General features: G+C 68.7%; 21 protein-coding genes. 10 read left to right on the plus strand and 11 right to left on the minus strand.

What is annotated here, in order from left to right:
* Positions 1 to 103 precede the first annotated feature (103 nt).
* Complete coding sequence (locus OG555_RS11170; protein ID WP_329482751.1) at positions 104 to 1,003, plus strand: LysR family transcriptional regulator; 900 nt, start codon at positions 104 to 106, stop codon at positions 1,001 to 1,003.
* A 7-nt stretch (positions 1,004 to 1,010) separates the two neighbouring features.
* On the opposite strand, the gene OG555_RS11175 is transcribed toward OG555_RS11170, so the two are convergent.
* Positions 1,011 to 3,236 (minus strand): N,N-dimethylformamidase beta subunit family domain-containing protein, encoded by a 2,226-nt coding sequence (locus OG555_RS11175; RefSeq protein ID WP_329482752.1) that lies wholly within the window; start codon positions 3,234 to 3,236, stop codon positions 1,011 to 1,013.
* 200 nt (positions 3,237 to 3,436) lie between these two features.
* Positions 3,437 to 4,084 (minus strand): NAD(P)-dependent oxidoreductase, encoded by a 648-nt coding sequence (locus tag OG555_RS11180; RefSeq protein ID WP_329482754.1) that lies wholly within the window; start codon positions 4,082 to 4,084, stop codon positions 3,437 to 3,439.
* Between the two features lie 97 nt (positions 4,085 to 4,181).
* Here OG555_RS11180 and OG555_RS11185 point away from each other — a divergent pair, with 97 nt between their 5' ends.
* Complete coding sequence (locus OG555_RS11185; protein ID WP_329482755.1) at positions 4,182 to 4,820, plus strand: TetR/AcrR family transcriptional regulator; 639 nt, start codon at positions 4,182 to 4,184, stop codon at positions 4,818 to 4,820.
* On the opposite strand, the gene OG555_RS11190 is transcribed toward OG555_RS11185, so the two are convergent.
* The gene (locus OG555_RS11190) at positions 4,771 to 5,538 is read right to left on the minus strand and encodes an SDR family NAD(P)-dependent oxidoreductase (RefSeq protein WP_329482756.1); all 768 of its coding nucleotides are present in this window, start codon (positions 5,536 to 5,538) and stop codon (positions 4,771 to 4,773) included. The two genes, OG555_RS11185 and OG555_RS11190, sit on opposite strands and share 50 nt — an antisense overlap.
* Before the next feature lie 51 nt (positions 5,539 to 5,589).
* Between OG555_RS11190 and OG555_RS11195 the strand changes: the two genes are divergently transcribed.
* Positions 5,590 to 6,243: an HAD-IA family hydrolase gene (locus OG555_RS11195; protein WP_329482757.1), complete on the plus strand. Its 654-nt coding sequence runs from the start codon at positions 5,590 to 5,592 to the stop codon at positions 6,241 to 6,243.
* A gap of 57 nt (positions 6,244 to 6,300) precedes the next feature.
* Here OG555_RS11195 and OG555_RS11200 read toward each other — a convergent pair whose 3' ends face one another.
* On the minus strand, positions 6,301 to 10,497 hold the full coding sequence (locus tag OG555_RS11200) for a S8 family serine peptidase (RefSeq protein WP_329482758.1): 4,197 nt from the start codon (positions 10,495 to 10,497) through the stop codon (positions 6,301 to 6,303).
* 169 nt (positions 10,498 to 10,666) lie between these two features.
* Between OG555_RS11200 and OG555_RS11205 the strand changes: the two genes are divergently transcribed.
* The 4 genes from OG555_RS11205 (at position 10,667) to OG555_RS11220 (ending at position 15,008) form a co-directional block, all read left to right on the plus strand.
* Positions 10,667 to 11,653, plus strand: coding sequence for a helix-turn-helix domain-containing protein (locus OG555_RS11205; protein WP_329482759.1), 987 nt, complete (start codon positions 10,667 to 10,669; stop codon positions 11,651 to 11,653).
* 116 nt (positions 11,654 to 11,769) lie between these two features.
* The gene (locus OG555_RS11210) at positions 11,770 to 12,489 is read left to right on the plus strand and encodes a FadR/GntR family transcriptional regulator (protein WP_329482760.1); all 720 of its coding nucleotides are present in this window, start codon (positions 11,770 to 11,772) and stop codon (positions 12,487 to 12,489) included.
* 2 nt (positions 12,490 to 12,491) lie between these two features.
* The gene (locus OG555_RS11215) at positions 12,492 to 12,962 is read left to right on the plus strand and encodes a GNAT family N-acetyltransferase (protein ID WP_329482761.1); all 471 of its coding nucleotides are present in this window, start codon (positions 12,492 to 12,494) and stop codon (positions 12,960 to 12,962) included.
* Positions 12,963 to 13,049: 87 nt separating this feature from the next.
* Positions 13,050 to 15,008, plus strand: a complete 1,959-nt coding sequence (locus OG555_RS11220) for a glycosyl hydrolase family 28-related protein (RefSeq protein WP_329482762.1) — start codon at positions 13,050 to 13,052, stop codon at positions 15,006 to 15,008.
* Positions 15,009 to 15,069: 61 nt separating this feature from the next.
* Here OG555_RS11220 and OG555_RS11225 read toward each other — a convergent pair whose 3' ends face one another.
* Positions 15,070 to 16,617, minus strand: coding sequence for an MFS transporter (locus OG555_RS11225; RefSeq protein ID WP_329482763.1), 1,548 nt, complete (start codon positions 16,615 to 16,617; stop codon positions 15,070 to 15,072).
* Positions 16,618 to 16,721: 104 nt separating this feature from the next.
* Here OG555_RS11225 and OG555_RS11230 point away from each other — a divergent pair, with 104 nt between their 5' ends.
* Together OG555_RS11230 and OG555_RS11235 are read left to right on the plus strand one after the other, a co-directional pair.
* The gene (locus OG555_RS11230; RefSeq protein WP_329482764.1) at positions 16,722 to 17,153 is read left to right on the plus strand and encodes a MarR family winged helix-turn-helix transcriptional regulator; all 432 of its coding nucleotides are present in this window, start codon (positions 16,722 to 16,724) and stop codon (positions 17,151 to 17,153) included.
* A gap of 11 nt (positions 17,154 to 17,164) precedes the next feature.
* Positions 17,165 to 18,316 (plus strand): pyridoxal phosphate-dependent aminotransferase, encoded by a 1,152-nt coding sequence (locus tag OG555_RS11235; RefSeq protein WP_329482765.1) that lies wholly within the window; start codon positions 17,165 to 17,167, stop codon positions 18,314 to 18,316.
* A 446-nt stretch (positions 18,317 to 18,762) separates the two neighbouring features.
* Here OG555_RS11235 and OG555_RS11240 read toward each other — a convergent pair whose 3' ends face one another.
* From OG555_RS11240 to OG555_RS11250, 3 genes are all read right to left on the minus strand, one after another.
* On the minus strand, positions 18,763 to 19,113 hold the full coding sequence (locus OG555_RS11240; protein WP_329482766.1) for an ArsC/Spx/MgsR family protein: 351 nt from the start codon (positions 19,111 to 19,113) through the stop codon (positions 18,763 to 18,765).
* Positions 19,114 to 19,128: 15 nt separating this feature from the next.
* Entirely contained in the window at positions 19,129 to 19,683 is a 555-nt protein-coding gene (locus OG555_RS11245) for a hypothetical protein (protein WP_329482767.1), read from the minus strand.
* A 69-nt stretch (positions 19,684 to 19,752) separates the two neighbouring features.
* Entirely contained in the window at positions 19,753 to 20,370 is a 618-nt protein-coding gene (locus OG555_RS11250; protein ID WP_329482768.1) for a hypothetical protein, read from the minus strand.
* A gap of 68 nt (positions 20,371 to 20,438) precedes the next feature.
* Between OG555_RS11250 and OG555_RS11255 the strand changes: the two genes are divergently transcribed.
* Positions 20,439 to 20,999: a dihydrofolate reductase family protein gene (locus OG555_RS11255; RefSeq protein ID WP_329482769.1), complete on the plus strand. Its 561-nt coding sequence runs from the start codon at positions 20,439 to 20,441 to the stop codon at positions 20,997 to 20,999.
* Positions 21,000 to 21,047: 48 nt separating this feature from the next.
* On the opposite strand, the gene clpB is transcribed toward OG555_RS11255, so the two are convergent.
* The 3 genes from clpB to OG555_RS11270 all read right to left on the minus strand — a co-directional run bounded on the left by clpB (position 21,048) and on the right by OG555_RS11270 (position 25,355).
* Complete coding sequence (gene clpB, locus OG555_RS11260) at positions 21,048 to 23,630, minus strand: ATP-dependent chaperone ClpB (protein WP_329484799.1); 2,583 nt, start codon at positions 23,628 to 23,630, stop codon at positions 21,048 to 21,050.
* Between the two features lie 160 nt (positions 23,631 to 23,790).
* The gene (locus tag OG555_RS11265; RefSeq protein ID WP_329482770.1) at positions 23,791 to 24,342 is read right to left on the minus strand and encodes a carbonic anhydrase; all 552 of its coding nucleotides are present in this window, start codon (positions 24,340 to 24,342) and stop codon (positions 23,791 to 23,793) included.
* Positions 24,339 to 25,355, minus strand: a complete 1,017-nt coding sequence (locus OG555_RS11270) for an alpha/beta fold hydrolase (RefSeq protein WP_329482771.1) — start codon at positions 25,353 to 25,355, stop codon at positions 24,339 to 24,341. The genes OG555_RS11265 and OG555_RS11270 overlap by 4 nt, the downstream gene beginning before the upstream one ends.
* Positions 25,356 to 25,409: the final 54 nt, after the last annotated feature.

Here is a 25,409-nt window from a genome sequence, read left to right on the forward strand (position 1 = left end):
CGACCCGCAATCCTCGCCGAGCCGGCACCCGTCGCCGAGACGCTGCCCAAGCTGGCCTTGGTAGCGGGCGGGTCCATCGACGGGCTGTGCGAAGCTGAGGTCCGTGATCGAGGTACGACGCCTGCGGGTGTTGCGCGCGCTTGCTGACCACGGGACTGTGACCGCGGCCGCCGAGGTGCTGCATCTGACGCCCTCGGCGGTCTCGCAGCAACTGGCCGCACTGGAATCCGAAGTCGGCCAGGAGCTGCTCGAACGCCGCGGCCGCCGGGTCGCGATCACCTCGGCCGGCCGCCTGCTCCTCGCCCACACCGACACGATCCTCACCGAGGTCGAACGCGCCGAAGAGGCGATGCGCCTGTACGCGAACGGCACCACCGGCGAGGTCCGCGTCACCGCGTTCGCCACCGCGATCAGGCTGCTCGTCGCTCCCGCTCTCACCCGGCTGCGCGAAACCAGCCCCGGCCTCGACCTCGTCGTCCGCGACGCCGAAGGCCATCAAGGCATCACCCACCTGCTCGACGGCGAGGCCGACATCGCGATCGCCGTCGAGCACCGCGGCTCACCCCGGCCCGACGATCAGCGCCTGATCCGGATCCCCTTGTACGCCGAGCCCTTCGTCGCCGTACTCCCACCCGCACACCCCGCGACCGGACACGACACGATCGAGCTGTCCATGCTCGCGAACGACGACTGGGTGATGACCGCACCCGGCAATCCGATCCGGGACGTCGTACTAGTCGCCTGCGAGCAGGCCGGTTTCCAGCCGCGCATCGTCCATCAATCCGACGACTTCCAAGCAGTCGCGGCGCTGGTGGCGGCCGGCGGCGGAGTCTCGCTTGTCCCGCGTCTCGCCGTGCCGCCTCCGGCCCTCGCGGTCATCCGCCCGCTCCCGGAGCCGGCACCGACGCGGCGCGTGTACGCCGCCGTCCGCGCGGGCCGTGCCGATCACCCACTCGTCACCGCGACCCTCGCCGTCCTGACCGAGGTCGCCGAGAAGCTCTGACCACCTCTCAACGGTCCACTTCGAGTTGCTGCTGGGGGACGGCCGCCCGCAGCTCGGCCGCCGCGGCGGCCGCGGTGCTTGCCGGTGTTCGGATCGTCCCGCGGCCGACCCAGTTGGTGATGTTGGTGACCATGGTCGTCACCGCCCGCCGCGATGCTACCGAGGGCGTGGGGATTCCCAGGTTCGACGGGCAACGGCGGAGCAGGAAGCAGCTGTAGGTGAAGGTCGAACCGTTGAACACCCGGGCACCTGACGGCGCGATGAAGGCCGTGGCGTGCATCGGCACCGACCTGCCGTCCGCCCGGCAGGTAGCGCGGCCACTTGCGACGATGCCCAGCCCTGGATGCTTGTACAAACCCGGCCAGACATAGTCGACCTCGCCCGCGAGGAAGCCCGGCAAGACGGTACCGGCCGCGACGCCCTGGAACAGCCAACTGCGTCCGGTGGCGAGGGTGTTGCCCGCGACGCCGCACCCGTACTCGGCACCCAGCAGCGGCTGCGACGCGTAGGCATCACCGAGGTAACGCCAGAGCGTCGAGCTCCCGCCTGCGGTGTACCGGTCGACGTCCCAGGCCCGCAGAGTGCTGCTCGTGAAGGTGATCCGGCGGTACGCCGTGTTGGCGCCGAAGTTGCCCACATTCACACCACGCTTGATCGCCTGACTGAGCGAAGCCCGCATCCGCAGCGAGTAGTACTCGTCGTGCCCCGGCAGGAAGATCGTCCCGGCCCGTGCCGCCAGTTGACCACCGAACTGATCCAGGTCGTTGTCGGTCCAGTAGGTGACGTCGAATCCCCTCGACTCCGCCCAGAACACGAGCCCCTGCTCCAACCCCAGGAACTGCCCGGACCCTTGGCCCTCGGCGTACGGGCGGTCGAACGTCAGCCGCCCTGAGCCGGTCGTGGCGCTGCTGTAGAAGCTCCGGCCGCCGTACCAGTTGTATGCCGCCCACGTGGTGGTCGCCTGCTGGATGAGCAGAGCATGCTTTCTCCCCGTGTCGTCGCGAACGGTCAGCGGCGCGTACGACGCGTACCTGCCATCGCTGACCCGGATGAGATAGGTGCCAGGCACCCAGGCCGCGGTCACCGGAATGGTCAACGTCTTCGTCCAGTTCGCTGCGGACGCCATCCGCAGCGGGTGGCCGTTGGCGGTGCCACCAAGGGTCGGTGCGGGCTGCACAACGGTCGGTACGCCGTTACGACGCCAGATCTCCCGCGCACCAAGACCCTGGTAATACCCCATCCGGTACGCCACGACGCTGACCGGTCTGCCGGACGTGACCTTGAGATCGACGGTGCTGCCGCACGTCGCGGAGACCTTGGTCAGGTAAGCCGCCAGTGAGCCGCTCATGGATACCGGGATGACCCAGGCTCCCGTGCCCGCCTTCGCGTTCTCCACGGTCGTCGCCGGCCAGACGGACGGACAGCCTGCCGGTCGTGCGGGGAACGAACCGGCTGCGATCGTGGGCATCGGTGCAGGTGGTGCGATGAGCGCCAGGCTTCCCGTACCCGCCATCAACTGGGCACCGGTCGAGGCGGTGGCCGTCATCCCCAGCCTCATGATGCCGCCGTACTTGGACAGGACTACTCCGTAGATCGGAATCGCCAGTCGTACACCGCTGCGGACGCTGAGCCGAGAGCGCGGCCTCCAGGTCGCATAACCGCTGGAGATCGCCAGCGTCCCGTTGACACTCGTCAGCGTTCCTCTCGCGCCGGTCGGCAGCTTCATACGGACTGAGGACAGGACGCCCGCGCGGCCCACAGTGCCGGCATAGGTGAGGGCTGTCTTCTGACCGGGGATCGGCTTGGTCGCAGTGATGCGGACGTTGGCCGGGCGGATGAATGTTCCGCTGCCGGCGGACAGCACGTTTCCCGTGGTACTCGTCGCCCTGAAACTCAGTGTCCACGGTCCACCACTCGGCAGCAGCACGCCGTAGAACGGAATCGAGAAGTGGGCACCGACGGCAACGGCCAGAGTCTTGGCCGGTCGCCACAGCAGTACGCCCGGCGAGATCGTGCGGACCGAGCCGTTCACCGACGTGATCCGCCCACCGGAACCCTTCGGGATCGAGACGACGATGTACCGCAGGGTTCCCGCTCGGGTCGCCGTGGCTCGGTAGCTCAGCGTCGTCGTGCCGTTCGATGCCACGGTCCCCGAGATCGCGACGCCCGCCACGACCGCCGATGCCGGTCCGGCGGCGACCGTCAACGATGCCGGCGCCAGCAGAACCGCCATGACAACTGACGTTGTCCTCCGGAGACGTAGTGCACCGGTGATGTGCATGGGTTCCTCCCCGCCGCAGCGGGGCATGAACGCCCAGTCGGTCATCCCCCACCTGCACCCGCTCCGCCCGCCCCTGACCGGTCCGCAAGTGCTCAGCTATTTATCAGGATCACACAAGCTCAGCGATGGCTCCAGTGGCTGAAAGGGCATATTTAGTTGGCTATGACAACGGTCTTCCGAATGACTGCCGCGTTGTCGATCGCACTGAGCAGATACGCCGCTACGTCCGCACGAGTGATCGTGAATCCGCCACGCACCGTCCCGTCGGTGTTGCTGCGGATCGTTCCCTTCGCCGCACCGGTAGTGAGCTTTGGTGGGCAGACGATCGTCCAGTCCAACTCGCTCGCGCGAACGAGTTGCTCCATCCGGCGCGCATCCGCGAACGGCTCCCGCAGGATCCGCTGGAGAATCGGCTTCACGACGTATTTCGTGACCGGCCCGTCTCCCTTGCTGTGAATGCCGGCCACGCTCACGACCAGGAACCGCCGTACGCCGGTCTCCCCCATCGCCCGCAGCACACTCTGCGCTCCGTCCGTGAGCACAGTGCTCGGCCCGTTCCCTGGAGGTCCCAACACCGACAGCACCGCGTCGCACCCTTCCACCACCGACGCGATCGCCTGCGGATCCATCACATCCGCGGTCACCTGCTCGCCGGCACCGCCCACAGTTCCTGCCGGCGTTGGTAGTTGGACGGTCGACCCCTCGCGCACCACGGCCGTCACCTCGTGGCCCGCGGCCACGCCTTGCCGCACCAGCTCGATCCCCATCCGCCCCGACGCCCCGAACACCACGAGCTTCATCGTCAGCCCTTCAGGTTAGTGAACACTTACTCACCATGGTTAGTGAATACTCACCAACCTGTCAAGGTAGGCTGCCGTCGACGAGGGGAGCACGGGGATGAGTACGCGGGACGACATCCTGGACGCGGCCGCGGAGGTGATGCGGACGCAGGGGTTCGCGCGGGCGACGACGAAGTCGATCGCCCAGGTCGCCGGATACTCCGAAGCCGCGCTGTACAAGCACTTCTCCGACAAGGCCGCGATCCTGCTCGCGGTCATGCACGAGCGACTGCCCGAGCTTCCCGGCTCGCTCATGGAACTGATCGGCAACCCCGGCATCGGCACGGTCCGCGCCAATCTGACCCAGCTGGCACGGACCGCGATCGACTTCTACGTCGACGGTTTCCCGATCCTGGTCTCGTTGTTCTCGTCGCAGGACCTGCTGATCGCGCACCGCCGGCGCATGCGGGAGCTGAACGCCGGTCCGCACAAAGCCCAGGAGGGTCTGATCCTTTACCTCCGCGAAGAGCAGAAGCTCGGACGGATTCGACGTACGGCGGATGTCGAAGCCGCGGCCGCACTGCTCTTCGGCGCCTGCTTCCAGCGCGGTTTCGAGGTCAACTTCACCGGCATCGACACCTCGGACGAGGAGCGGAACGCCTACGCCGGCGCGCTGGCCAAGACTCTGTACGAGTCCCTCCAGCCGGTCAAAGGCGGCGGCGGCCGTCCAGGCCTACGGTCGAGACCCGTGCGATGAGGGCCCGGGGGATGAAGCGGGTCACGCCGACGATCAGTTTGTAGCGGCGGCTCGGGACCGAGACCGGCTTGCCGCGCATCAGGTCCTTCCACGCGTCCTCGACCAGGTCTGTCGCGTCCAGCCACAGGAACGACGGGATGATCGTCTTGTCCATCCCCATCCGTTCGTGGAACTCGGTGTGCACGAAGCCCGGGCACAACGCCATCACCGCGACACCCTTCGCGTGCAGTTCGACCGCGAGACCGGCCGAGAAGTTCGTCACCCACGCTTTGTGTGCGCTGTAGACGTTGCGCTGCATGAACCCGGCCACCGACGACACGTTGATCACCGCACCGGATCCGCGCTCGATCATCGGGAGCACGGCGGCATGCGTGAGCCGCAGTACGACGCGGACCAGCAGGTCGAGCTGCTTCTCCTCGACCTCGACCGGGTTGGCCCAGAAGGGCTTCTTCTGCCCGAAGCCGGCGTTGTTCACCAGCACCTCGATCGGTCCGGTCCGGAACCGTTCCTCCACCCGGGCCAGGTCGTCCGCATCGGTCAGGTCCGCGGCCAGCACCTCGCACGCGGCCCCGTGGAGCCGGGCGATGTCGGCCGCGACCTCCTTCAGCCGCGCCTCGTCCCGCGACACCAGCACCAGGTCGTAGCCTTCCCGCGCCAGCTTGTCCGCGAACGCACGGCCGATCCCGGTCGCCGGCCCGGTGATGAGCGCAGTCGCCACGTTCAATTCCTCCCGTCGGTGACGCCCCCAGTGTGTCACTACCCTGGCCAGATGCGGCCTGACGTCGACACCTGGATCCTCGACCTCGACAACACGCTGTATCCCGCCGGCTCCGCTTTGGCCGCGCAACTCACGCACGGCATCCTCTCGGCCGTCGCCGGCTTCTACGGCACCGACCTGACCGGTGCCCGGCGGATCCAGGCCGAGCTGGTTGCGCAGTACGGCACCTCGCTGCGCGGTGCCATGGTCACTCGCGACATCGACCCGCACGCGTTCCTCGGCTTCGAGCGCCGGATCGACTATTCGGTGCTGACTCCGGATCCCGACCTCGCCGCGGCGCTCGAGGCGTTGCCCGGACGGCGCTTCGTCTACACGAACGGCTCCGTCTACCACGCCGAGCAGGCGCTCGGGCGACTCGGGCTGACGACCCACTTCGACGGTGTCTTCGACATCCTCGCCGGCGACCTGATCCCGAAGCCGTACCCGGAGAGCCTCGACGCGTTCCTGACCCGGTTCGCGATCGACCCGGCTCGGGCGGCGATGATCGACGACCTCGAGGTGAACCTCACCCTCCCCCACGAGCGCGGGATGACGACCGCGTGGGTGACGCACGAGCCGGCTGCGGACGGGACGCCGTACGAGCGGATTGCGCCGAAGCGCTGGCAGGTCCGGGACCTGCCCGCGTTCCTCAGGGATATGACGTAGATGTCCGGCCGGTCCCGCGGCGCCACGGGACCGGCCGGACGGCTCAGTAGGTCGTGCTCAGTGGGTCGTGATCCGGTAGACGCCACCGCCGACGGTTCCGGCGTACAGCCACCGCCCGTCCGGCGACGTGATCAGGCTGGCCACGTCCAGGTTGGGCAGGCCGTCGGAGATGTTGTGCCAGCTGCGCCCACCGTCGCGGCTGTTCAGCACACCCCGGCCGCCGACCGGGAGTCCCGCGTCGGCGCCGTCGCCGTCGGCCGCGAAGAGCAGGCCGTCGGCGCCGTACGTCAGGGCGGTGATGTTCAGCCGGAACCCGGACGTCGAGGCGGCCTTCACGGTCCGGCCACCGTCCCGGCTGTCGTACAAGCCGCTCCCGCCGATGACCAGGTGGTCGGGGTTGTGCGGGTCGAGCGCCAGGACCGACACCGGTACGGCGGACAGCCGCTGGACCGACTGGCCCTGGTCGTCCGAGCGGTACAGCCCGTCCGGCCCGCCGAGCCAAAGGTGGTCGGGGTTGCGCGGATCGGCGGCGATCGCGGTGACGAGGATGGGCAGGTTGTTCTTCCGCCACGTCTTGCCGCCGTCACGGCTGACCACCACGCCCGGGCTCAGGACGTCGTTGACCGCCGCATAGATGTAGTCGCGGTTCGCCGGGTCGACGACGATCTGGTACACGCGGGCATTGGCCAGCACACTCATCTTGACCGTCCAGGTACTGCCGCCATCGGTCGACTCCTCGATCGTCGGACGGCCCTGTGCCTTCGACACGGCCCGGAACAGCCGGTGCGGATCGGACGGGTCGGTGGTCAGCGCCGTGATCCGGTTCCCCAGCAGGATGTCGCTGCCGTTGAGTCCCCAGTCGTGGTCGGCCGGGCTGGGAACAGGCTGGACCGGCAACCCGGTCGTGAAGGTGGAGAACGTCGTACCGGCGACGAGGGTGGACTTGCCGGACGCGTCCTGCCCCACTGCCAGCGCATGAACGTCGGCGCTGGTCAGGCCGACACGGTGGTATGTGGCACCGGAATCATCGGTGAGGTACACACCGCTGCCCACCGCGGAAACCACCAGCCGCTTGCTGTTCGGCGGTGAGGAGATCCGAAAGATATCGTTGCCGACGGGAGCCGGCACCGTGCTCCACTGCGTCCCCTCGCCCCGGTCGACAAAGATCTGGCCATCGGTCGCGGCGTACAGGTCGCCGTTGACCAATTGCACCGTGGCGAACGTGTCGGTCTCCGCCGCAGCCAGCCCGGGTTGCCAGCTCGCACCGTTATCACGGGACAGGTAGAGCCGCCGCGCGGTGCGCGCCACGAGGAGATTCGCGTCACCGGCGACCTCCTCCACGAACTGGTCCTCCTCGGGCGACGTGAAGAGTTCCTGCCGCGGCTCCGGCGTACCGTCGACGTTGCGGATGACGTAGAGCTTCAGCCCATCGCCGAAGTACAGGTCGTGGCCGATCAGGCTGACCTGTTGCAGGTTCTCGCCGGGGCTACGGTAGTTCGTCCACGTCTGACCGCGGTCGGTGCTGACATAGATGCTGTTGTCGAACGCGGGCACGATGAGGATCCGCCCGGTCGGGTCGATGGACAGGTCCCTCGGGCTGACGTCCGGGAACGGCAGTGTGGTCCACGTTTCGCCCGCGTCGTGGCTGACCAGGATCTTCCCCTGGTACGTCGGGTCCGGTCCGCCCTCGACCGCGAGGTACACCGTGTCCGGCCGGGTCGGGTCGGTCGCCATCCCCAGGTTCACGCCGCCACCGATCGGGAGATTGCGCAGCTCACGCCAGGTGGTGCCGGCGTCGTCGGTCCGGAACACGCCGGGCCGCGGCGACAGGTACGGCAGGGCGAACATCCGCCCGGCCTTCGAGGTGTACCCGATCTTGTCCGCACCCTGACTGGTCGGACCGACGGACTGCCATCCGTTCGGGCCGGACCCATGCGCAGTGCCCAACTCTTCGTACGACGTCTGTCCGTCGAGCCAGGCGCCCGAAGGGGTCCGGGCGACCGCGGACACCTGGTACGCGCCGGCCGGCCCCGCAGGCACGGTGTACTTCCACCAGCCGGTGTGGTCGAACGTCGCCGTACCGGTGATCGCGTGATGCGAACCGGGCGCAGTCACGGACACCCGCGGAGCCGTGGCCAGACCGGCCTCCGAGTGGATGTAGACCGACGCGCCCGAGACGGTCGGGTCGGGGTTCGCGTGTAGGTCGAGCGGACTTACGGCCAGCAGCCAGGGGACGGACAGTTCCGGGGATCCACTGACCGAGGCACGCAGCCAGCCGCTCCAGTCCGCACCGCCGGATGGACGCGGGCCGGTCACCGTGAGGCGGACCGTCACCTTCTTCCCCGGGCTGAGTCGGGCGGAGCTCGGAGTCACAGAGACCTTCGCCGGCGTGCCAGTGGCCGGCTTCGCGTCGAAGTGCAGCGTCCTGGTCGTGGACGACACGTTGGTGAGCGTGAGCGTGGTCGTGGGGCGCAGCGTGTGGCTGCTGAGGTCCGCGACGCCCAGGCTCAGGGATCGCTTGCTCGGCAGGACGGCCAGCCGGTCGGCACTGGCCACGTCGAGACGACCTGATCCTTGGGTGACGGCGTCGTACCCGGACAGCCGGTCGGCGCCGCCGGTCAGGGCCGCGGCGACCTGCTCGGCGGTCCAGTCGGGGTGCGCCTGCCGGATCAGTGCGGCGGCACCGGCGACATGCGGCGCGGCCATACTGGTACCGCTGTCGTCGGCGTACTGACCGCCGGGCCAGGTGGACCGGATCTCGACGCCGGGCGCGACCAGATCCGGCTTGATCGCGAAGCTGCCCGACGCGGGCCCGTGGGAGCTGAACCCGGCGATCTGGTCGGTCGCGTCGGTGCCACCGATGTGGACCTGGACCGGGCCCTGCGTGAGCCACTGCGCCAGATCCGACGCATCGGTCCCGTTCATCACGGCGGCGACCATCGAAGCCTTGCCCGGATCGTCCGACGAACCGGTGGCGAAGGCCGGGAGCAGCAGGTGACCCGCGCCGCCCCTGTAGTAGTTCGGCGTTCGCAGCAGCACCGCCTTCGCGCCGTGCTGCTCGGCCGTCGCGAGGATGTCGCCGAGCATCTCGCTGTTGTACGCGACCAGGACGGCCTTACCGGTGGCGTCGATGGTGTCGTAGTCGTCCGGGGTGCCGTTGACCGCGTCGACGACCTCCAGGTCCTCACCACCGGCCGGCGGGTTCGCCGACAGTCCCACCCGCTGGACGTCGAGTGCGCGCCGGATCGGCGCGGTGACCGTGACGGTCGGTACGTCGATGCCGGTGATGCTGGCGCCGACCGCGAGGATGCCCGGCGCCTCCGCCGGCGAACCGACGGTGCCTTCGCCGGGACCTTCGTTGCCCGCGGCAGCGACCACGACGACCCCGTCGTGGACGGCGTTCTCGGCGGCCTGCTCGAGCGGGTCGTCGGGGGCCGGGTCGCCGGACAGGCTCAGATTCACGACGTCCGCGCGGTACGGGTTGCCGACGGCAACCGCGGCCTCGAACCCGGCGATGACCGCGGACTCGTAGCCGCGGCCGTCCTCGCCCAGCACCTTGTAGGCGGTAAGGGTCGCGCCCGGCGCGACGCCGGTCCTGCCGTCAGCCTGCGTACTGCGGCCGGCGACGATCCCGGCGACGTGGGTGCCGTGACCGTTGTCGTCCATCGGGTCGGTGTCGTTGTTGACGAAGTCGTACCCGGCGGCGACCTTGTGGCCATGGCCGAATCCGCCCCCGAGATCGGGGTGGGTGTAGTCGATCCCGGTGTCCACGATCGCGATCGTCTGCCCGGCGCCGGTGACCGGCGTACCCTTCCGATCCTTGGTCTGCCACACCTGAGGCGCCTGGATCTGCGACAGTGCGGCGTCACCGGTGGAGTGCAGCTGCTGGTCCGGGTACACCGCGGTCACGCCGGGCAGCGTGCGGAGCCGGGCGGCGCCGGCCTCGTCCGTGGTGACGGCCACGGCGTTGAGGAGCTGGCTGAACTCGCGGGTGACGGTGGCATGGATGCCAGCGGTGGCGACGGACTGCCGGAAGCTCGCATGTGCGGCCTGCACGATCGCGGCCTGCTGCCGAGCCCGCGCTCCAGCGGACGGAGCCGGGGCGCCGGCGAACTGGACGATCACCCGCGTGCTGGGCGTCGGAGAACTCGGCGTCGAGGGTGTGGCGACAGCTGGGGTGGCCGCGAGGACGAGGGTCAGCGGCGTCGCCAACGCCACCGCCCCCCGGACGACACGTCTCGGTACAGGATGCATGAGGGCACTCCCGATGGCATGACGGAAATCGATCTATGGCGGATGCAGTGTGCTCACGGCACGCAGCGAGCGGCCAGAGGATCGGGCGGCACGATGCAGCCAATGTCCTTCACCGGCCATCGAGATATTCACTGCGCCGAGACCGGTTCCGCGGAGTACTCTCGCCACGATGTCCACCAGGGAGCGACGTGACCAGGGCAAGCTCTCCGCCGTCGGTGTCGCCGCACTGGACGAGCAGCTCTACCGGCGGTTGCTGACCACTCCCGGATCGACATTGGCCGAGCTGACCGCCGGAACCGAGATCGGCGCGACCCGTGCCCGGCAGGCGATCGCGCGGCTCGAGCGATGCGGACTGGTGAGCAGGAGGCCCGGCGTTCCGGCGAGATTCCTCCCGGCACCGCCGGATGTCGCAGTCGGCTCGCTGATCGCCCACCGCCAGGACGAGCTCGAGCGGGCCAGGCTGGCGGCGGAGAGCCTGCTCGCGGACTTCCACCAGGGCACGCGCTACGAGCACACCTCGCAGGTCGTCGAGCTGATCAGCGGCCAGGCCGCCATCAGTCAGCGGGCGGTCCAACTGATGAGCGGCGCCGAGCACGAGGTGGTGGTGTTCGACAAGCCTCCGTACGTCGGCGCCCAAGACAACCCTGACGAGATGGATGCGCTGGCCCGCGGCGTGCGGTGGCGGGCGATCTACTCCACCGAGTCACTGACCGAGCCGGGTCAGCTCGCCACGATGACGGCCTTCCGGGACGCGGGCGAGCAAGCACGGCTCTCGCCGGTCGTGCCGACCAAGCTGGTCATCGTGGACCGTCGCCTCGCGCTGTTACCGCTGGGGGTCGCCGGAGCGGACGCGGCGGAGACCGCGGTGCTGGTCCATCCGAGTTCCTTGCTCTCTCTGCTCGTCACGCATTTCGACGGCATGTGGGAGCGGAGCATTCCCTTCGACCAGCACCTGAACGGCGGCCAGCCGCCGGCCAAGTCCGAGCAACGGGTGCTGCAACTGCTCTCGGCCGGGCTGAAGGACGAGGCAATCGCCCGTCAGCTCGGGATCAGCCTCCGAACCACGCGGCGATGGATCGCGCACGTGATGGCCGACCGTGGCGTCACCACCCGCTTCCAGCTCGGCCTCGTCGTGGCCCGCGAACTGACCTCCTGACATCTGATGAATCGGTCGGCGCCTCGCGGGGAACGGCCCGCACAGAGGGCAACGTGACCGCGATTGGTCTGAGGACTTACCCTGCACGTGTATCGACAGGGACGGGGAGGTAGCGAGTGGCAGCCACCGACAAGGCATTGGCCGGCCTGCGCCAGATGATTGCGTCCGGGGAGCTCGGGCCAGGGGCCAAGTTCCCGCCGGAGCCCGAACTGTGCGACCACCTCGGGGTGTCGCGCAGTTCGTTGCGAGAGGCGGCCCGGTCGCTGGCCGCGCTCGGCGTGATCGAGTCACGGCACGGTTCGGGCACCTACGTCTCGGCGCTGGATCCGGCCGAGATCATCAGCCGGTTCTCGCTGTCGGTCGAGCTGATCCCGCTCGAAGGCGTCCTCCAGTTGCTCGAGGTCCGCCGCGTGCTGGAGTCCCACGCCACCGCCTCGGCCGCGGCCCGCCAGGACCCGGACCTGCAGGCGCGGCTGAGTGCCATCCTCGACCGCCTCGAGTCGACCACGGACGCGACCGAGATCCAGCATCTCGACGCCGAGTTCCACAACGCGATCTGTACGGCGGGCGGCAACCCGACCGTCACCGCCTTGACCGGCGTGATCCGGGGCCGCGGTGGGCACTACCGCATCTTCGAGCCCGGCGCGGACTTCGATGCCATCAAGCAGACCAGCGACCGCGGCCACCGCGCCATCCTCGCCGCCATCGCGACCCGCGACCCAGCGGCCGCCGCGACCGCCGCCTCGGCCCACATCGCCCAAACCGAACTCTGGCTCCGGGCCCTCCGCCCCGTGCCCCAGGTCGACCTGCCGGCCGAGGCGGTGCCGGCGAGTTGACGATGGACGCTGAGGTGGCACAGACCTCGGACTGGGCCTTGCGCGCTGTGGCTACCACCGACATCGAGCCGCTCGCCGACCTGCGCGCTGTGGTCATGCGTCCGGATCTGGAACGCCTCGGGCGGTACGACGAGCACCGCGTGCGGCAGCGGTTGCGGGATTCGCTCTCCCGGCAGCACACCTCGATCATCCTGGTCGACGGCGAGTTCGCGGGCTCCATCACGCTCCGCCCCAGCGCCGGCAGGCAGTGGCTCGAGCACTTCTACCTCACCCCACACTGCCAGGGCCGAGGGCTGGGATCGGCGATCCTGCGCTCGATTCTGGAGCAGACCGACGCTCAGGGCGCGACCGTCGGCCTGAACGTCTTGCAGGGCAGCGCGGCCCGCCGGCTGTACGAGCGGCACGGTTTCGTCATGGAGTCGGAGGACCCGGTCGACGTCTTCATGGTGCGTCCGCCGAGCCTTCGTTCCTGAAAGGAATTTTCTTTCTTCTGTCGAGATCTTGCAGACAGGTGCTCGACTACATACTCTCCAGGCAGTTCGTCTGGAGGGGATCCGCCAATGTCCCGATCACACCTGCGCGCCGTCGCGGTCGCGCTCACCACCGCACTCCTGGGTGCCGTCCTCACTACTCCCGCGGTCGCCACTCGCCCGGCGCCGCGGATTACCCGCGCCGGGCTGGATCCGGCGCTCGTCTCCGGACGCGGAGCGGAGGTCGCGTTCCTCGAGCAAGAGGCCGAGAACGCTGACTACACGGGCGAGAAGATCGGCCCGAGCCGGGAGGCCTACACGTTGCCGGCCGAGGCGTCCGGACGGACCGCCGTACGCCTGCAACCTTCGCAGTACGTCGAATTCACGCTGACCCGGCCGGCCAACGCACTGACGCTTCGCTACAGCATCCCGGACGCACCGGGCGGTGGTGGGATCACGGCGCCCCTCGACGTGACGGTCAACGGCAAGCACAAGCGGACGATGACGCTGACGTCGCAGTACGCCTGGCTCTACGGGATGTATCCGTTCTCCAACGACCCGAACGTCGACCCGATCCCGGGCTGGTGGAAGCCCGAGCCGGATCCGGTCGCCAAGCCGTTCCGGCCGAACCACTTCTACGACGAGCAGCGGCTCCTGCTCGACCGGACCTACCAGGCCGGTGACCGCGTCCGGTTCGCCGTACCCAAGAAGACGAATGCCGCTTGGTATGTGCTGGATGTTGCAGACTTCGAGCTGGTGAAGGCGCCGCTGGAGCAACCCGCGCGGTCCTTGGACGTCCGGCTCTTCGGCGCCGACCCCACCGGCCGGCACGACGCCGCACCCGCGATCGAGCGGACCATCGCGGCGGCGCAGCGGATCGGCTGGTCGGTCTTCATCCCGCCGGGCAGGTTCCAGGTCAACCGCCACATCGTCGTCGACAACGTCACGGTCGGCGGCGCCGGCAACTGGTGGACGATCATCAAGGGCAAGGTCCTGCCGCTGGCCGAACCCGCGCCGGACAAGTCGGTGCACAGCGCACCGGGCTTCTACGGCAAGTACGCCGCCGACGGCGGGAGCACCCGGGTTCACCTGGCCGACTTCGCGATCGAGAGCGACGTACGGGAACGGATCGACACCGATCAGGTCAACGGGATCGGCGGCGCGATCGGCGGCGGCTCGACGATCGAGAACCTCTATCTGCACCACACCAAGGTCGGCATCTGGCTCGATGGCCCGATGGACGGCCTGCTGATCCGCAACAACATCGTCACGGACGCGGTCGCCGACGGGATGAACCTGCATCTCGGTGTCTCGAACGTCCGGGCGACCAACAACTTCGTCCGCAACAGCGGTGACGACGGCTTGGCGATGTGGTCGGAGTCCAACCCGGACGGCCTGGTCAATCACAGCAACGTCTACGACCACAACACGGTCCAGACGCCGGTACTCGCGAACGACATCGCGATCTACGGCGGTCGCGACAACGCGGTCACCGACAACCTGGTCGCCGACCCGATCCGTGAGGGCAGCACGTTGCACGCGGGCTCGCGGTTCAACGCCACGCCGTTCGAGGGGAAGTTGACGTTCACCCGCAACACCACGGTCCGCGGTGGTCCGCGCGACCTGAACTGGGACATCGGACTCGGCGCGATCTGGCTGTACGCGTTGCAGTCCACGATGTCCGGGACGATCGAGATCACCGACAGCTCGTTCCTCGACTCGACGTACAACGCGATGATGTTCGTCGTCGACTGGCCGGTGAAGGACGACTACGCGATCACGAACGTTGCCGTGCGCAACATCAAGGTCGACGGCACCGGGACGAACGTGGTCAACGCCCGGGTCGGCGGCTGGGCGACGTTCGAGAATGTCGACGCGCGCAACGTCGGCGCGCCGTTCGTCAACAACTGCGGGACGTTCCACTTCAACGGGCCGCCGGAGTTCGACGTACGCCTGCTGGCCGGCAACGACGGCGGCTGGACCGGAGCAACGTGGTGCGAGGACCGCCCCGCCGTCGTACCTCCGCCGCCACCGTCACCCTGGAGCTGACCACCCGGGATCCCGGCCGCTGGGGACGAGAAGGCCACCCAACTCGTCCCCAGCGGCCCGCTCACACCTCGACGGTGGTGGGCTCGGGTTCCGCCGGGACCTCCGGCGTACGGCGGGCCACGCGGAACGCCAGTGTGAGTACGACTGCGCCCACGAAGACGATGCCGGAGGCAACCGCTGCTGCGGTGTGCATCGCGTGGACGAAGGTGTTGTTCGCGACGTGCACCAGGTCCGGCCGGCCGATCGTGCCGGCGGCGTGCCGGGTTGCCTCGGCGGACGTCCCCGCGGCTTCGCGGAGGTTATCGGGAAGGCCGGCCAGCGACGGTGCGATCCGATGCTGGTACGTCGACGACACGATCGTGCCGAGGACGGCGACACCGAGAACGCTGCCGACCTGACGCAGCGCATTGCTGACAGCCGAGCCGGCGCCGATGCGGTCCATCGGCAGAGTCGCCATTACGGCCGTGGTGGTGGGTGCGACGGTCACACCGATCGCCAGGCCGGCCAGTCCACCGACTATACCGATCCAGATCAGCGAGGTGTGCACGTCGTACGTGAGGTTGAGCGCGAAGCACAATGCCAGCGCGAGTACAGCCGTGCCAGACACTGGTGCCACCCCGAAGCGGGCGGCCAGGCGGGCGCCGAGCGGTGAACCAACCACTACTCCGGCCGCGCCGGGCAGTGACATCAGGCCCGCCGACAGGGCGCTCATGCCACGCGCGCCTTGCAGATAGAAGGCCAGGTAGAAGCTCTGCCCGGTGATCGTCAGGAAGACCGCGGCGAGGGCGAAGTTGCCCGCGGCGAACCGGCGGTTGCGGAACAGGCGCGGGTCGAAGCTCGGCTCGTGCTCGCGCCATTCGGAGTACAGGAAGCCGGCCAGCAGGACGAGGCCGACGGTGATACTCGACCACACCTGCCAGCGGTTCCAGCCGCCTTGGTGACCGCCCTCGATCAGTCCGTACGAGACACCGAGCAGACCGAGGGTGGACAGGCCGAGGCCGACCGGGTCGAGCTTGCGCCGCCGCGGGCTCTTCGGGTTCGGGAGGACGAGCGCGGCGCCGACCAGGCCGAACGCGACGATCGGCAGGTTGATGGTGAAGACCGATCCCCACCAGAAGTGGTCGATCAGTACGCCGCCCAGCACGGGGCCGACGGCGACACCGACGCCGGCCGACGACGACCAGGCCGCGATCGCTCCGGCCCGGCGCTCCGGCGGGAACGTCCAGCCGATGATGGCCATCGACGTGGGCATGATCAGCGCTCCGCCCAGACCCATCGTCGCGCGGGCCAGGATGAGCTCGACCGGACCGCCGGCCCAGGCGGCCCAGGCCGATGAGCCGCCGAAGATGAGCAGGCCGGCCATCAGCACGGTCCGGTGACCGTACCGATCACCGAGCGCGCCGGCCGCGAAGAGTGCGGTGGCGAAGAGCAGCGAATAGATGCCGATGGCCCATTGCAGTTGCCCCGGCGTGGCGCCGAGGCCGTCGACCGGGTCGGCGAGGCGTTCGAGGGCGATTCCGAGGACGGTCGAGTCGATCCAGATCAGGACGGCCGACACGACCAGGACGGCGAGAATGCGGCGTTGCCGCGAGGGGTCGATCGAGGACACGAAGTCTCCTATAATTGACAGGACCCTGACGAGGTTCCATCGTCGCCGATTGACAGGAACCTGTCAATCTCCTTTTTCGTCCCGACCCCGGCAGAATGAGACGCATGGACCCCAGCGACCCGACCGGCTGCGTCACCTTCCTCGTCCGGCACGCCTGGCTGAGCATGCGCTCGGCGCTGGCCGTCGCCCTGGACGAGCACGGGCTCTCCGTGCAGCAGTACGGCACGCTGCTGCTGGTTCGGGAGAAGCCGGGCCGCACCGTCGCCGAGGTCGGCCGGGAGGTCGGTACGGCGCGCCAGTCTGCGAACGAGCTGATCGCCGGCATGGAACGAGCCGGCCTGGTCGAGCGCCGCCCCAACCCGTCGGACCGTCGTACCCAGCAGGTCCACCTCACCCCGGCCGGCGAACAGCGGCTGGCCGACGCGGCCCCCGCCGTACGCAAGGTCGAGGCAGAACTCGAGGCGTCGTTCAGCGCCGGCGACCGCGCGACCGTCCGGACGTGGCTCGGGCATATGGTCACGTCAGACATGCCCTAGGGTCTTGAGGCATGCGCGCACACGCTGAGCGGTTGACCGGGCTCGGTACGACGATCTTCGCCGAGATGTCCGCCCTCGCGGTGGCGACCGGCTCGGTCAACCTCGGTCAGGGGTTCCCGGACCGCGACGGACCCGACTCGCTGCTCGAGGATGCGATCGCGGCGATCCGCGCCGGCGCCAACCAGTACCCGCCGGCCCGGGGCATCCCGGCGCTCCGGCAGGCGATCGTCGACCACCAGAAGCGGTTCTACGACCTCTCGTACGACCCGGACACGCAGGTCCTCGTCACCACCGGCGCCACCGAGGCGATCGCCGCCGCGCTGCTCGCGTTCGTCGAGCCCGGCGACGAGGTGATCGCGCTCGAGCCGTACTACGACTCGTACGCGGCCGGCATCGCCTTCGCCGGCGGCCGCCGGGTCCCGGTCACCCTGCGCGCCCCGGCGTACCGTCTCGATCTCGACGAGCTGCGCGCCGCGGTCACCTCGCGCACGAAGGTCCTGCTGATCAACTCCCCGCACAACCCGACCGGCACCGTCCTCACCGATGAGGAACTGCGGGGCATCAGCGCGGTCGCCGTCGAGCACGATCTGGTCGTCATCACGGACGAGGTCTACGAACACCTCGTGTACGACGGACTCGAGCACCGGCCGCTGGCGTCGTACGACGGGATGGCTGAGCGGACCGTGTCGATCAGCAGCGCCGGGAAGACGTTCGCGGTGACTGGCTGGAAGATCGGCTGGGTCACCGGATCGCCGTCGGTGGTGACGGCGGTGACGACCGCCAAGCAGTTCCTCACCTTCACCTCCGGTGCGCCCTTCCAGCCGGCCGTCGCGCAAGCGCTTGCCTTAGGCAACGACTACTTCGACGCCCTGCGGGCCGACCTGCAGTCCCGCCGCGACCTCCTCTGCGACGGCCTGGCCGACCTCGGCTTCGAGGTCCACCGCCCGCAGGGCACCTACTTCGTCACCACCGACATCCGCCCCCTCGGCCACACCGACGGCATCACCTTCTGCCGCCAACTCCCCGAACGCGCCGGCGTCGTAGCCATCCCCCACCAAGTCTTCTACGACAACCAGGACTTCGGCCGCCCCCTCGTCCGCTGGGCCTTCTGCAAACAACCCGAAGTCCTCCAAGAAGCCCTAACCCGCCTCCAAAAGCTCTGAGGGCTGAACGCGTATGACAACCGAGGCGCGGTGCGACAGACTGTTAACAGCTCACGAGCGCTGCTCGATCGAGAAGTGAGGCTGGGAACCCCTCCGGACGGTGGGACCCAGCCTTCGCGTTTCCTAGCGCACGTCGACATCGTGCCGGGTGAGGATCTCCGTCATCGCCAGCATCCACCGAGGTTCCCCAAGGTTGGCAGCCGTCACCGCACCGGCGATCGCGTCCGGGATCCAGGCATCGGGTCTTCCTTGGGCCGGGCGAATCGACCACCAGGCCGCCGGGCACCAACCCCTTGCGACGAGCACTGTCGACGAGCCAGATGTCGCGCCGGTCGGGGATAGTGGATCGCGATTCCAGCCAGACATCATCCACGGATTGTGCAGGAGATCCGCGGATGACCGCCGGCGCTGTCCACAGGTGTCGAGGGGCAGGGCGGGGCAGATCGTCAGGGGAGGAAGCGGGAGATGGTTTCGGGGTCTCGGGCGATGGCGGTGGATTGGTCGTCGGCGGTCAGGATGGGGCGTTGGATGAGGATGGGGTGGGTGACCATGGCCTGGATCCAGTCCGCGCGGTGGGACTCGTCTTGGGGGAGGTCGCGGAGGGGTTTGGCGTCGGGTTCGTTGTGGCGGACGAGGTGCCAGGGGTCGAGGTTGAGGCGGGTCAGGACGGCGTCCAGTTCTTCCGCGGTCGGCGGGTCGTCCAGGTAGCGGCGGACTGTGTAGTCGACGCCGGCCTCGTCGAGGGCCTCGGTGGCGGCTCGGCATTTGGAGCAGGCGGGATTGATCCAGATCTCCACGGGTGGATGCTTCGGTCAGCGGTGGTGGAACCAGAGCTTGGTGGGTTGCTGGAGCATCAGGATCAGTAGGGTGCCGTGGATGGCCAGGCCGAGGATGCTGGCCGGCAGCGCCATCACACCGCCGACGACGCCGATCGCGGCGACGCCGATGAGCAGGTAGCGGGCCCACGGGCGGCGCTTGCGGAGGTAGATCGCCGGCAGCAGGTACACGAAGGCGCAGATCATCGCCGCCGCGACCGCGACGCCTTGGTTGTCCTTGGAGCCGGTGAGGACCTCGGAGACCTGCGCGCCCGCGGACGTGAGCGCGATGGCGGCGAGCAGTACGCACATCGCACCGAGGCCGAGCGAGATGACCGCGGCGATCGTGACCTGCTTCGGCGGGTTCGCCTGATCCGCATCCGCGCCGGCACCGTAGGCACCGTCGTACGCTGCCGGAGTATCGCCGTACGCACTCGGGTGGTCGCCGTACGGCGTCGTGCCGGGAGACTGTGGAGCGTCGGCGGAACCGAAGACGCCTCGGTACGGGCCGGGCCTGTCCTCGGTCGAGTCGTCGCCGTGCTGCTCGGTCATGCGGTCAAGTGTTCCTTCCAGCTGCCCCTGCCCACGATCCTCGCAGATCGAGCAAAACCGGTGCTGCGATCAGCCCGTCGTGACGGTGATGTCGAGATGCTCGAAGGTCAGGTACGGCGCCAGGTCGGCAGCAGTGAGCCTGGCCGGCGCGAAGTACGCAGGGTCGGGGTGGAAGCGCACAGTCGTACCGGTCGAGTCGCTCGGCTCGACGGCTTCGAGATCGGTGACCGGGATGCCGTGTTCGTAGCGCTGGGTCCACGAACCGTTGCGGCGGCGGTTGGTGTGGGTGAGGTGATCGCTGAGGGCCGCGACCACGGACATACCGCGGCGCGGCCGGCCATCGGGGAGCAGTGGCGCGGCCGGGTCCCGGAAGAAGCGGAGGTCCTCGGTGGCCATGACCGGCTTCTTCACGACGTTCCCGAGTTCGTCGAAGCGAGTGTCCGTGCCGCGCCCGTCATCAGCGATCGAGATCGAGCCGTCGGAGTGGAGCGTGACCGTACAACTCCCCCGCTGCCCGGCCGACTCCGCCTCGTCGTCCGGGTAGGCGATGACCTCGAGTACGAGATGGAGTACGCCGCCCGGCGCATAGCTGTCGGCGTCGTCGCGGATCCGCTGCAGGTGAGCGTGATCGACCGATCCGGCCCAGTCGTGCGTGGTGTTGACCCAGTCGGCGCGAGGTTGTGTCACCCGCTCATTCTCGCCGATTCCTTTCGAGTCGCCTGCCGGTCTACAAGGCAGTTCACGGAAGGAGAGCCATGCGCAAGATCACCGCGTCGACCTTGATGACGCTGGACGGTGTCGTGGAGGACCCGAGCGGGCTCAGCGGTACGGCGTTCGGCGGCTGGGCGTCGCCGTACTTCGATGCGGAGGCCGTCCAGCGGTCGATCGAGCAGTTGTCCGGATGCGACTACTTCCTCTGCGGGCGCCGTACCTATGAAATGTTCTCCGCGGCGTGGGCTGACGCGCCGGGACCGTACGCCGATCGGCTGCGGAGCCTGCCGAAGTTGGTGGCATCCACCACTCTCACCGGCGAGCTCACCTGGAACGCGTCCTTGCTCGACGGAGACACAGTGACCGCTCTCAAGCAGATCAAGCAGGAGCCGGGCGGCGACATCATGATGTACGGCAACCCGAACCTGCTGCGCACGCTGCTGGACAACGGCCTCGTCGACCAGCTGGACATCGCGCTGCACCCGCTGGTCCTCGGCGCCGGCGCCAAACTCTTCCCCGACGGCGTACCCCGAACCGAGCTCACGCTCGAAGCCCAGTCCCAGCTCCCGACCGGTGTCATGCTCGTGACCTACACCACAGCCTGACGCAGAACAGCCGGGCCGGTTCGTCAACCGGCCCGGCTGTCGGGTTTGCTAGGCGGGGGCTACTTCCAAGGCGTCCTTGGATTCGTTCAGCGTCACCTTGACGGTCTCGCCGTCGCGGATACTGCCGTTGAGGATGCCTCGGGCCAGTTCGTCGCCGATCGCGGACTGCACCAGGCGGCGCAGCGGACGGGCGCCGTAGACCGGGTCGTAGCCGGTCATCGCGAGCCACTCCATCGCACCTTCGTCGACATCCAAGGCGATCCGGCGGTCCGTCAGACGGCGCTGCAGAGCCTCGACCTGGAGGGCGACGATCTGGGTCAACTCCTCGCTGCCGAGCGCGTCGAACAGCACGATCTCGTCGAGCCGGTTGATGAACTCCGGCTTGAACGACTGCCGCACAACCGCCATCACCTGGTCCCGCTTGGCGTTGTCGTCGAGCCGGACGTCGGCCAGGTAGGCAGAACCCAGGTTGCTGGTCAGGATCAGGATGACGTTGCGGAAGTCGACCGTCCGGCCCTGGCCGTCGGTCAGGCGACCGTCGTCCAGCACCTGCAGCAGGATGTCGAACACCTCGGGGTGCGCCTTCTCCACCTCGTCGAGCAGGATCACCGAGTAGGGACGGCGGCGGACAGCCTCGGTGAGCTGGCCACCCTCCTCGTACCCGACGTAGCCGGGCGGGGCGCCGACGAGCCGCGCGACGCTGTGCTTCTCGCCGTACTCCGACATGTCGATCCGGACCATCGCCCGCTCGTCGTCGAACAGGAAGTCCGCGAGCGCCTTGGCCAGCTCGGTCTTACCGACACCGGTCGGACCGAGGAACAGGAAGCTTCCGGTCGGCCGGTCCGGATCCGAGATGCCCGCACGGGCCCGGCGTACGGCGTCGCTGACGGCCTTGACCGCCTCCCGTTGACCGATCAGCCGGTGACCCAGCTCGTCCTCCATCCGGAGCAGCTTGCCGGTCTCGCCCTCGAGCAGCCGGCCGGTCGGGATGCCGGTCCACATCGCGATCACCTCGGCGATCTCGGTCGGGCCGACCTCCTCGTTGACCATCGCGTCCGGGCCGTCGGCGACCTCGGGCTCGGCGGAGGCCTCTTCCAGCTCCTTGGTCAGCTCGGGGATGTCGCCGTACAGGATCTTGGACGCGGTCTCGAAGTCGCCGTCGCGCTGAGCCCGCTCGGCCTGGCCGCGCAGCTCGTCGATCCGCTCCTTGATCTCGCCGACCCGGTTCAGGCCGGACTTCTCCTTCTCCCACCGCGACTCCAGAGCACGCAGCTCCTCCTCGCGGTCGGCGAGGTCGGCGCGCAGCCGCTCGAGCCGCTCCTGGCTGGAGGCGTCCTCCTCCCGGGCGAGCGCAAGCTCTTCCATCTTCAGCCGGTCCACAGTCCGGCGGAGCGAGTCGATCTCGACCGGGGACGAGTCGATCTCCATCCGCAGCCGGGACGCGGCCTCGTCGACCAGGTCGATCGCCTTGTCCGGCAGCTGCCGGCCGCTGATGTAGCGGTGCGACAGCGTGGCCGCAGCGACCAGTGCGGAGTCGGAGATGGCGACCTTGTGGTGCGCCTCGTAGCGCTCCTTCAGGCCACGGAGGATCGCGATCGAGTCCTCGACCGAAGGCTCGCCCACGAACACCTGCTGGAAGCGGCGCTCCAGCGCCGGGTCCTTCTCGATCCGGGTCCGGTACTCGTCCAAGGTGGTGGCGCCGATCATCCGCAGCTCACCACGGGCCAGCATCGGCTTCAGCATGTTGCCGGCGTCCATCGCGCCCTCGCCGGTCGCGCCGGCGCCGACGACGGTGTGCAACTCGTCGATGAACGTGATGATCTGGCCGTCGGACTCCTTGATCTCGGTCAGCACGGCCTTCAGCCGCTCCTCGAACTCACCGCGGTACTTCGCGCCCGCGACCATGGCACCGAGGTCGAGGCTGATCAGCCGCCGGCCGCGCAGCGACTCGGGCACGTCACCGGCCACGATCCGCTGGGCCAGGCCCTCGACGACGGCGGTCTTGCCGACGCCGGGCTCACCGATCAGGACCGGGTTGTTCTTGGTCCGGCGGGACAGGACCTGCACGACACGGCGGATCTCGGAGTCACGTCCGATCACCGGGTCGAGCTTGCCGTCCTTGGCCCGCTCGGTCAGGTCGACGCCGTACTTCTCCAGCGTCTTCGTGGTGCCCTCGGCCTCCGGGGAGGTGATCCGGCGGTTGCCACGCATCTGGTCGAACGCCTGCAGCAACGCGTCGGCGCCCACGCCGAGCGCCGACTTCGCGTTGCCCTCGACGGTCGCGAGCGCGATCAGCAGGTGCTCGGTGGAGACGTACTCGTCCCCGAGCCCGAGGGCCCGCTGCTCCGCCTGCGACAGCACATCGCTCGTCTTCGGCGACAGGCTCGGCGCCTGCACGCTGCCACCGCTCGCCTTCGGCAGCCGACTCAGCTGCTCGGTGGTCTTGCGGCGTACGGCGTCCAGGTCGGCACCGGCGGCCTCGAGGAGGCCGACCGTCGTCCCCTCGGGCTGCGCGAGCAGCGCCGAGAGCAGGTGAATGGGCTCCACGGTCGGGTTGCCCGCCGCGGAGGTCTGACGGATCGCGACCGACAGGGTTTCCCGGGCCAGCGTCGTCAACCGCTGAACGTCCATCGAGTTCCAGCCTTTCCAGCTCAAGTTACAACAGTCACTGGTTACAACTTATCCAAACTTGAGTCCATTCCACTCAACTCTGAGAAATCCTGGGGAAATCTCAGGGTCCCCACCCACCCTCACTACAAGTTGTATCCGTTTGACTGCCGCTGGTTGAGGCTCAGTTCGCCGGCTGTGGAAAACGGGCGTCGACGCTCGTGGCGAGGTAGCCGGTCGCGATCTCATAGACGTGTCCCGAGACGCTCACTTTGGGTGACAGCAGCGGTGAGCCGAGCAGCCGCTCGACATCGGCCTTGACGGTGATCTGTGGGTCGGCGACGGCGGACGCCTCCAGCGCCACCTCGGAGAGGCCGGTTGCCTCAGCCGCCCGCCGGCGGAACCCGGGGTCGGCCAGGAAGGCTGTCCCACACTGCGTGTGGTGGATCACCGCAACTTCGAAGAGCGTATCGACCGCGCCGGCGCCGCCGCGCAACTGCTCGGCGAGGAACACGAGGTAGGCGATGTCGTCGATGACCGCCGGCGTGACGCGTCCACCCGCGTTGCGGATGACGGGGGCGTCCCCGAGTTCGAGCCCGAGGGCAAGAGCCGGGTCGATGCGGTGGTCGAGACAGGTGACGACGATCACCGGTACGGCGGGCAGGCCGAGCGCGGCCGGGGAGTAGGTCCGGGCGAACTCCGCATTGCGTTCGAGCAAGGGAAACAGCTTGGTCATCGGTGCTCCTTCGAAAGGTCGGGACGGACGCCGACACCATGACGCGAGGCGATCTCGCGGATTGCGTCGGCGAGCAGGTCCGGATGCTCGCTGGTGGTCAGATGACCGCCAGGGAAGGTCAGTACGTCGGCACTCGGCACACGGATCCGGGCGGCGGCGACCTGGCGGTGTTCGTAGCGGTCTTCCTCGCTGCCGCCGACGTACACGGCCACGGTGTCCGCCAGGTCACGTGCGACAGCGGCGAGATCCCAGCGCTGGGCATGGCGGCGATGTTCCTGGACGAACCCAGCGGCTCGATGGAGGAATGCCGCACCCTCCCGGCGCGTGACCGCCGACCGCAGTTCGGCGAGCTCCTCCGCGCTGGGGCGATAGCTGCGGGAGTACAACCGTGCCCCGAGCATCGCCGAGTCGAACATCTCCGGCGAGCGCTGCGCCCGGCGCATGGCCAACGCGCCCAGCGGGCTGCGCAGCATCGGCGTGACCTGCCACGGGTGCGTGTGCGAGTCGGCGAACAGGCCGCCGTTCATCATGAACACGGCCACGATCTCCGGCAATGCGCCGGCCCGCTCCGACGTACGGCGAAGCAGTTCGAGCAACGCCAAAGACGTGTAGTCGAAGGTGACCACGACCGTGCGGCGTACGGCGTGGTGGCGCCACAACGCCTCGACCAGGTCCGCACGCTCCATCGTGGAGTGCCGGTAGTTGCCTGGCTTGTCCGAATCCCCTTGCCCGACCGGCTCGACGTACAGCCGCGGACCGAGATCCTCGCCGAGCATCCGGTCCACCTGCGCCCAGCCGTACGAGCCGTCCGGGAAGCCGGGCAGCATCGTGAGCCAGGTCGCGTCGGGATCCCGAGATGCGCCGACCACACGCTCGAAAACCCGCAGGGCGCCAGGGGTTGCGGCAGCATCCTCGGGCAGGACCCGCGCCGGATCCGGGTGATACAGGATCCGCTGCCCGCCGGCGTACCACTGGTCCGCGGTCACCAGTACCGCCGCGTCACTCTTTCCCATTGCCCCTCCTCGTTTAGTGGACACTGTCCACATTAACGCGGCAAGTGGACGGTG

Source organism: Kribbella sp. NBC_01484, assembly GCF_036227145.1.
GTDB lineage: Bacteria > Actinomycetota > Actinomycetes > Propionibacteriales > Kribbellaceae > Kribbella.

Coding starts and splice junctions, on each gene's coding strand:
- OG555_RS11175 (WP_329482752.1), bottom strand. CDS start 3,236: ATGGCGGTTCTGCTGGCGCCGGCATCGTTGACGGTCGCCGCCGGACCG.
- OG555_RS11180 (WP_329482754.1), bottom strand. CDS start 4,084: ATGAAGCTCGTGGTGTTCGGGGCGTCGGGGCGGATGGGGATCGAGCTG.
- OG555_RS11185 (WP_329482755.1), top strand. CDS start 4,182: ATGAGTACGCGGGACGACATCCTGGACGCGGCCGCGGAGGTGATGCGG.
- OG555_RS11195 (WP_329482757.1), top strand. CDS start 5,590: ATGCGGCCTGACGTCGACACCTGGATCCTCGACCTCGACAACACGCTG.
- OG555_RS11200 (WP_329482758.1), bottom strand. CDS start 10,497: ATGCATCCTGTACCGAGACGTGTCGTCCGGGGGGCGGTGGCGTTGGCG.
- OG555_RS11205 (WP_329482759.1), top strand. CDS start 10,667: ATGTCCACCAGGGAGCGACGTGACCAGGGCAAGCTCTCCGCCGTCGGT.
- OG555_RS11215 (WP_329482761.1), top strand. CDS start 12,492: ATGGACGCTGAGGTGGCACAGACCTCGGACTGGGCCTTGCGCGCTGTG.
- OG555_RS11220 (WP_329482762.1), top strand. CDS start 13,050: ATGTCCCGATCACACCTGCGCGCCGTCGCGGTCGCGCTCACCACCGCA.
- OG555_RS11230 (WP_329482764.1), top strand. CDS start 16,722: ATGGACCCCAGCGACCCGACCGGCTGCGTCACCTTCCTCGTCCGGCAC.
- OG555_RS11235 (WP_329482765.1), top strand. CDS start 17,165: ATGCGCGCACACGCTGAGCGGTTGACCGGGCTCGGTACGACGATCTTC.
- OG555_RS11245 (WP_329482767.1), bottom strand. CDS start 19,683: ATGACCGAGCAGCACGGCGACGACTCGACCGAGGACAGGCCCGGCCCG.
- OG555_RS11255 (WP_329482769.1), top strand. CDS start 20,439: ATGCGCAAGATCACCGCGTCGACCTTGATGACGCTGGACGGTGTCGTG.
- clpB (WP_329484799.1), bottom strand. CDS start 23,630: ATGGACGTTCAGCGGTTGACGACGCTGGCCCGGGAAACCCTGTCGGTC.
- OG555_RS11265 (WP_329482770.1), bottom strand. CDS start 24,342: ATGACCAAGCTGTTTCCCTTGCTCGAACGCAATGCGGAGTTCGCCCGG.
- OG555_RS11270 (WP_329482771.1), bottom strand. CDS start 25,355: ATGGGAAAGAGTGACGCGGCGGTACTGGTGACCGCGGACCAGTGGTAC.